This window comes from Cyclobacterium qasimii M12-11B, from assembly GCF_000427295.1.
Classification (GTDB): domain Bacteria; phylum Bacteroidota; class Bacteroidia; order Cytophagales; family Cyclobacteriaceae; genus Cyclobacterium; species Cyclobacterium qasimii.
In genome coordinates this window covers 96,453-102,842 of record NZ_ATNM01000116.1, presented here as the reverse complement: position 1 = coordinate 102,842, position 6,390 = coordinate 96,453, and the positions used below count along the sequence as shown (strand labels likewise).

Sequence of the window (6,390 nt, the reverse complement as noted above, 5' to 3'; positions counted from 1 at the left end):
AAAACATCATTTTCTAGATCAAAATAGCTAAACCAAGTGAATTTAAAATTAGCTTTAGGAAAATGAGAATTAAGAATTTATTTTCTGATGGAACAATCGTTGATACAAAGTCAATTCTTTGATTAATAAATTCAATAAATTTTTTCTCACCAAACTTCTTAGAAAAATTATGACTTCCCCTATTCATTTTTATAGTTTCTGGCATAAGAAAATCTTCTTTTGAACCATTTATAGAATAAAGGTCAAACCCCCAAAAAATCCCCAATATTTTAACTTTATTGTGAATCTTATTGAATTGAACATTGAAAAATGAATTACCAAAACCATGAATTACTACCCCCCTTACAAAGAAATGAATAAATCTGATAAATTTATTGATAACTATAGTAGGCAAGGATATAATAATTGTTGATCCTTTTTGTCATATTTTAACTTACCTATCGAAATAAAAATATTTCGAATTGAAGGATCAATTGAAAATTTATTTATAGATGCTTGTAGGAACTTTTTATCCTCCACCAAATGTAGTATGATTTTCATATAATCATAAAGATTCAATTTTCTCGTAATATTTAAAAATGAATATCTCTCAAAAGCAACTAAAATAAACGCCCAAACTTCCAACAAGCTGTTCTCCTTTTCGGAGATTTTCTTTTAATATTAGAGATTGGATACCTTTTCAGGGCCTCTTAAAAAATCTAAATCAAGATGGAACATGAGGAAATTCAAATATGGCTAAATTGTCCATTATATATTTTCGATCTAAAGGCATATTGAAAATGATTTTCTTTCGTAGGTAATGGATAGAATGAAAACTGCGTAAAATAATATTTAATCCTCAGTTTTGAATTTTTCTTATAGCAAAACTAGGGTTGTTACTCATTTCAATAGTAAAATAAATCAATTCCCAATCTTCTTGGATACAAAATTCATGAACGGCTTCCATAACACCATAACGGAGAATTTTCCCCCAGTTGCCTTGGGAATAATCATGGCCTGAAATAATTCCATCAGGTTTGATTTTGTCCTTATAGGCCTGTAACTCAGATTTCGTTACCTGATAGGAATGATCTGTATCAATATAGATCCAATCAAAATAACCATTCTTAAAATTTGAAGCCTTTTCAATAGAATATCCTTGGTGAATTTCAATTATTTCAGCTTTTATTTCGCTCTTAAACAATGACTCTACATGATTTCTTAATCCATCATGATACCGAACTGAATCCCATGCGTCCACCAAATGGAATTTTTGGGGCTTAGAAAGTCTGAGAATCTCTTGACTGAATTCACCCTTATTAACTCCTATTTCAGCTATAACTCCATTTTTAGGGAGCTTCTCCAATAATTTCTCTCTATTAATAAGAACTTTCAAGTTAACAATATGTTTTTCTTCAAGATTTAACTTTGGTATTGTAGCATCAATATTACTCTGGACTTTGGATACTTTTTGATGAATAAATTTGTAGAGTGCTTTTTTCAATTTGCGGTCTGATTTAAAATGAGCTATTAAAGTAAGAGTTGATTATAACTGAGTAAAATTAAATTTTTATGAATACAAACTCTAAAGGAATCAAACCTTTTTGAATCCCTCTATTCCGCTAATACATAAAATTCATTTCCTTCTAGGAGCAAAAAACACATAGAATTAGGCCTAGTGTAACCTAATAATATCCTATATGTCCCACTAAAAAGATGATCCATGCAATGTTTGTATAATTACAGTTTCACGCACTAGACTTAACATACAAGGGATAATTATCATCTTCTTTTAATTTCATAAATAAAAACTTCAAGCGATTTTGATTACCTTACCTGGCACACCAACCAAAGTGCAATTGTCTGGAACATCTTTGGTAACTACTGTCCCAGCACCTACTGTAACATTATTCCCGATTTTGATCTTGGGTAAAACAATTGCTCCAGTCCCTATCGAACAATTGTCTCCAATATGACATTTCCCTATTAATTGAACTCCTGGATTAATATTTGAAAATTGGCCTATCTGAACTTCATGGTGAACTTGACTTCCAGAGTTGATCATGGTACCCTTTCCAGAAACAACATTCGAACCAATAAAACAAAAATTAAAAACGTCTGTTTGATTTAGTTGGGCAAAATCACTAACAATAGATGATTTTGCATGAATAGCTAAATGTATGCCTCCCAATGACTCAAATAGTTCATGAAAATATCTCCTAGCCTTACAATCTCCTACCCCAATTATAAAATGTGGGTCTTCTTCAAACCGCAGCTTGAGTTCCTCTTTATTCTTAACCACTGGGTAGGTTTCCTGAAAGTATGTATTTGTACTTAAATCATCATAAAATAAAACGCCTGAAGCCATATTTTTTGATATTAACACATCTAGAACTTCTAATGCGTGCCCTCCTGCTCCTGCAATTACCATAAAATTAAGATTTAGATTTATTTTCCCAAGGAAATTGAGAAATTGAAGATTTGATGTTTATAAATTTATATAATTTTTCCACCCCTTCATTATTCTGAAGATTAATAACAATCAACTTATTTTTCTTTCCTTTGAAGTAGTCTTTTACCTCCTCATTATGATTAATGTATAATTTGGTCAAATCTTCCTTGTTATATAATTTTTTATCTTCCTCAAACCCGTAAACCTTGGTCAAAAATTCCCAAATCCATCCTTTATAAATATAATTATTTTCCTTCAAGGACTTTACCGTTGGCAAGTTCCCGTTATTAAATTTTAATGAGTGAAATTTGACCAAAGACTTGTACCATGCATCGGGAGAATCCCTAACACTTAAAATAAATTTAGCACTAGGACACATTTCATCGAGAACTTTATAGGTATTGGGGACACTGAATGGATAATCCTGAAAGAATTGAGCTTTATTAATATGTTTAAACAAACCATCAAATTTGCCCCTTTCAACTTCAGAAAGTAGGAATTCGGCCTCATGCTGTGCCCCTACCACAAATCCCAATTCTCTGAAAAGTATTTTTAGCGAAGTAGTTCCTGTTTTATTAAAACCAATACAAAAGATTTTAGGCTTACCCAGTACCCTTAAACTATTAAAAATACCCACTAATTCACCCTTGAAATATGTCATTAGTTAATTCAAATATATATTGTTACATAGAACAAAAAAACGATAAGAAGCATACAATTCAACAACTTCAACTTTTAACAATTTAAATCATTCATATATCATTCCCTTGATCCAAATAAAATCTTTTTTTTAACTAGATTACAACTTGTAGTGCAACATCTAGATCATCCTGGAAAAAGAATATTCATATTTTTTTTCCAGGGTTGAAAAATCTTTACAAATTATTAATATTTTTTTTGTTATTATTTAAAAACCTTGCAAAGCAACCATCTTTTTAAACCCAATAGAATGTTTTTCCAATTCCTCAAAATCGCCAGAAGCTTGTATTTCCCCATCCTTCAATAATAGGATACGGTCAGCATTTTTAATTGTCGATAATCGATGGGCAATAATTATTATAGTTACTTGTCCCCTGAGCTTGTCAATATTCTCTTGAATTCCTAATTCGGTTTCAGAATCTAAAGCAGATGTGGCCTCATCCATAAGTAATAAATCTATACCCTTATAAAGCTCTCTAGCAATGGATATCCTTTGTTTCTGTCCTCCACTTACCATAACCCCATTATTTCCAAGTCTACTATCCTCTTTATTTTCCAAGGACTCAACAAACTCTAAAACTGATGCCTTATTAAGGGCTTCTTTGCATTTTTTTCGATTTTCATCTGTATCTTTATCCCAAAAACTAACATTGTTATAAATAGTATCATCGAAAATGACAGGTTCCTGAGTAATGTAGCCTATTTTCTTTTGAAAGTGATTTCTATCAATCTCTTTCATGTTAATTCCATCTAAAGTAATTAATCCACTATCCGGTAAAAAAAGACCTGCCAAAATATTCATCAGGGTAGACTTCCCCGATCCACTTTCTCCAACAATCGCTATTACTTGATCTTTAACAATAGCAAAAGAAACACTATTCAAAATCCTCTTTTCACCGTAACCAAAACTCACATTATCCAACCTTATTTCCTTCTGAAAACTTTCAACCTTTATCTTGCCCTGAGACTCCCTTCCTGCTTTTAATTCTTTTTTGAATTCCTTTATATTTTCTAAAGAACCATAATTTGCCATAACCGAATTCCAATAAGCCTGAAGAGCCAATAAATAGGTTAGAGATCGGTAAAAAAAATAACAAGCTCAATATTATTCCAGAAATACTTCCCCCCGTTACATTGACCTCAAAAAGGATAACAGCAACAATAATTACAATAATAATCGGCTCCCTAATCGCTGTTATTATAGAAGAAAATAAACCTAGCTTTCTATAATGGTACTCAATTGCATTGATTTGACTTCTAAGCTTATTGCCATAGGTTGAAAGAAGTCCACTCGCTTTTAAATACTTAAAATTTGCTATTTTTTGAATTAAAAGACTTTGAAAATAGTGGTTCCCTTTTGAAACGTCTACGGAATGTATTTTCGTTCTTTTGTAAATGGCCGAATAAAGAAAATTTGAAAGCACACCACCAATCATCACGAAAAGTGAAAATCTGACATTTACACTAAAAGCCATTGCCACATAAATGAATATCATTGAAAAGGCTTGTAATACATACATATAGCTATTAAAAGCAATTAAAATTCTTTCTATTTCACCTGTAGCAGTATTTTGAATTCTTCCAGAATCTTGTTTAATGAAATTTTTGAAGGAATAGTCTTCAAATAAATCGACAATTGAAAATCTAATTTTTCGCACAAAAAACCTTCTAACTAAAACACTATAATACTGTTCAATAAACTTTAAAACTCCTTTAAATATAAAAAAGAAGGCCATTATCAAAAGAATAGCAGAAACCGTAATTGGAATCCCTAAACTTCCCATCGCCTCAAGAATAAATTCAAGCTTGCCCATACCCTCACCACTGGCATTCCCTCCATCTACCATTTCTAACAAAGGTAAAAACATGGTAAGCCCTAGCCCATCCATCAAGGCTACCATCATACTTAGCCCAAAAGCAATAAAAAGCCTTCCACGAACTATTTGATAGAAGTACGAGAAGTAATAAAAATATTTTTTTATTATTGCCTTGATTATTTTCATTAAAAGTTCATTTTTTTAAGCATTAAACTGATTCAATATTTCGCTTCACAAAGTCAAATTTCTTCACCATGCTTACAACATGTCTGGAAATCAAACCTGATCCGGCATATTCATCTACAAACCGGCCTAAAAAATGGCTTAACCTACTGTTATGTGACTGGGCAATATCCTCAGTCAAATGGTCTATTTTATACCGAGGTAAGATTTCTATAAAACCAGCAGCTAATGCAGAAGGTATCAACATATGGGACCCATGGACACCAATAATAACATGACTTTTCCTGTAAATATGATTCCATTTGTCTTCTACCTGCAAGTCTATCACACTATTTCTCTCATCCTTTATAAAAGCTGGGAAATTACCTGATTTACCGAGACCAGTAATCGAAAAATTAGCACTAGGGAGTTTTTGTTTTATTTTTTTGATCAGCTTTTTTAATAAATGAGCTTGCCGCCATATAAAAAGTGGCGCAAATAACTTCTCTACGTTAAATTTTCTTGAAAGTTTGCGCAAAAAATAGAGGAATCGGTTAGCCAACCAAAACCTATCATCTCTCCAGACGAAAGTTATCAACGGAGTAGAACTATTAAACTGATCCAAATTAAATGGTTCTACACCTAAAATCTCTCGGAAATCCAGACGCTGATGATTTTGATGTATGGGAGTAGGATGCAAGTATACTTTACCAAACCTGCTAAATTGGCTCTTTACCCAGGCGTCCAACCCTTTAATCCCGAACTGAATTTGGCTTAGAGTTAAGTTTACAGTCCATATCTCCACCCCATTTGAAGGCAATAACCATTTACATTGTTCTGGTATTAAAACAGCTATAGTACTTTCTGGATGATTGCCATTCTCCAAATAAACATTCCAAACCTTGGTAAACACATGACCAAAGCAATCGTCCAGGCAATTAATCAAAATCAATTCCTTCCCTTCTCCTTGATTATAAATCTGAAAATTCCCTTCAACACTCAAATTGTCGCCAATAGAAGCAAGCAGTGGAATGGCCATCCAACTAGCATTTTCTTTATCGAATTGTTGGTAATTTTTATCCAATGTAAACGATACAGGAAAGAGTGATGAATGGCCTGACGGTAATGTTGCATAATATTCCAAACCGCAGGCTTGGCAGGTACAATTACTCAATACATGAATTCCTTGAAAATAAAGCGCTCCTCCTGAATTTTGTAACTCTGAACACCTTGGACATTGACTTTCACTTTTGACTATTTCAGGATAGATTTCAATCATTC

At 32.3% G+C, this 6,390-nt stretch carries 7 protein-coding genes; all 7 read right to left on the bottom strand.

All coding sequences use genetic code 11. The features are described from left to right. Positions 1-13: 13 nt before the first annotated feature. A complete protein-coding gene (locus ADICYQ_RS14275) occupies positions 14-394 on the bottom strand; it encodes a hypothetical protein (RefSeq protein ID WP_040416354.1) in 381 nt (126 codons plus the stop codon). Between the two features lie 444 nt (positions 395-838). Then, entirely contained in the window at positions 839-1,483 is a 645-nt protein-coding gene (locus tag ADICYQ_RS14265; RefSeq protein WP_020891617.1) for a class I SAM-dependent methyltransferase, read from the bottom strand. 309 nt (positions 1,484-1,792) lie between these two features. Further along, positions 1,793-2,410, bottom strand: a complete 618-nt coding sequence (locus ADICYQ_RS14260) for an acetyltransferase (RefSeq protein WP_020891616.1) — start codon at positions 2,408-2,410, stop codon at positions 1,793-1,795. A gap of 4 nt (positions 2,411-2,414) precedes the next feature. Then, positions 2,415-3,092 carry a sulfotransferase gene (locus ADICYQ_RS14255; RefSeq protein ID WP_020891615.1) on the bottom strand — a complete coding sequence of 226 codons (678 nt, stop codon included), beginning with the start codon at positions 3,090-3,092 and terminating at the stop codon, positions 2,415-2,417. Between the two features lie 246 nt (positions 3,093-3,338). Further along, positions 3,339-4,163: an ABC transporter ATP-binding protein gene (locus tag ADICYQ_RS28725; protein ID WP_235114669.1), complete on the bottom strand. Its 825-nt coding sequence runs from the start codon at positions 4,161-4,163 to the stop codon at positions 3,339-3,341. Next, complete coding sequence (locus ADICYQ_RS28720; protein ID WP_235114668.1) at positions 4,075-4,944, bottom strand: ABC transporter ATP-binding protein; 870 nt, start codon at positions 4,942-4,944, stop codon at positions 4,075-4,077. The genes ADICYQ_RS28725 and ADICYQ_RS28720 overlap by 89 nt, the downstream gene beginning before the upstream one ends. Positions 4,945-5,155: 211 nt before the next feature. Beyond that, positions 5,156-6,388, bottom strand: coding sequence for a hypothetical protein (locus ADICYQ_RS14245; protein WP_020891612.1), 1,233 nt, complete (start codon positions 6,386-6,388; stop codon positions 5,156-5,158). Positions 6,389-6,390 lie beyond the last annotated feature (2 nt).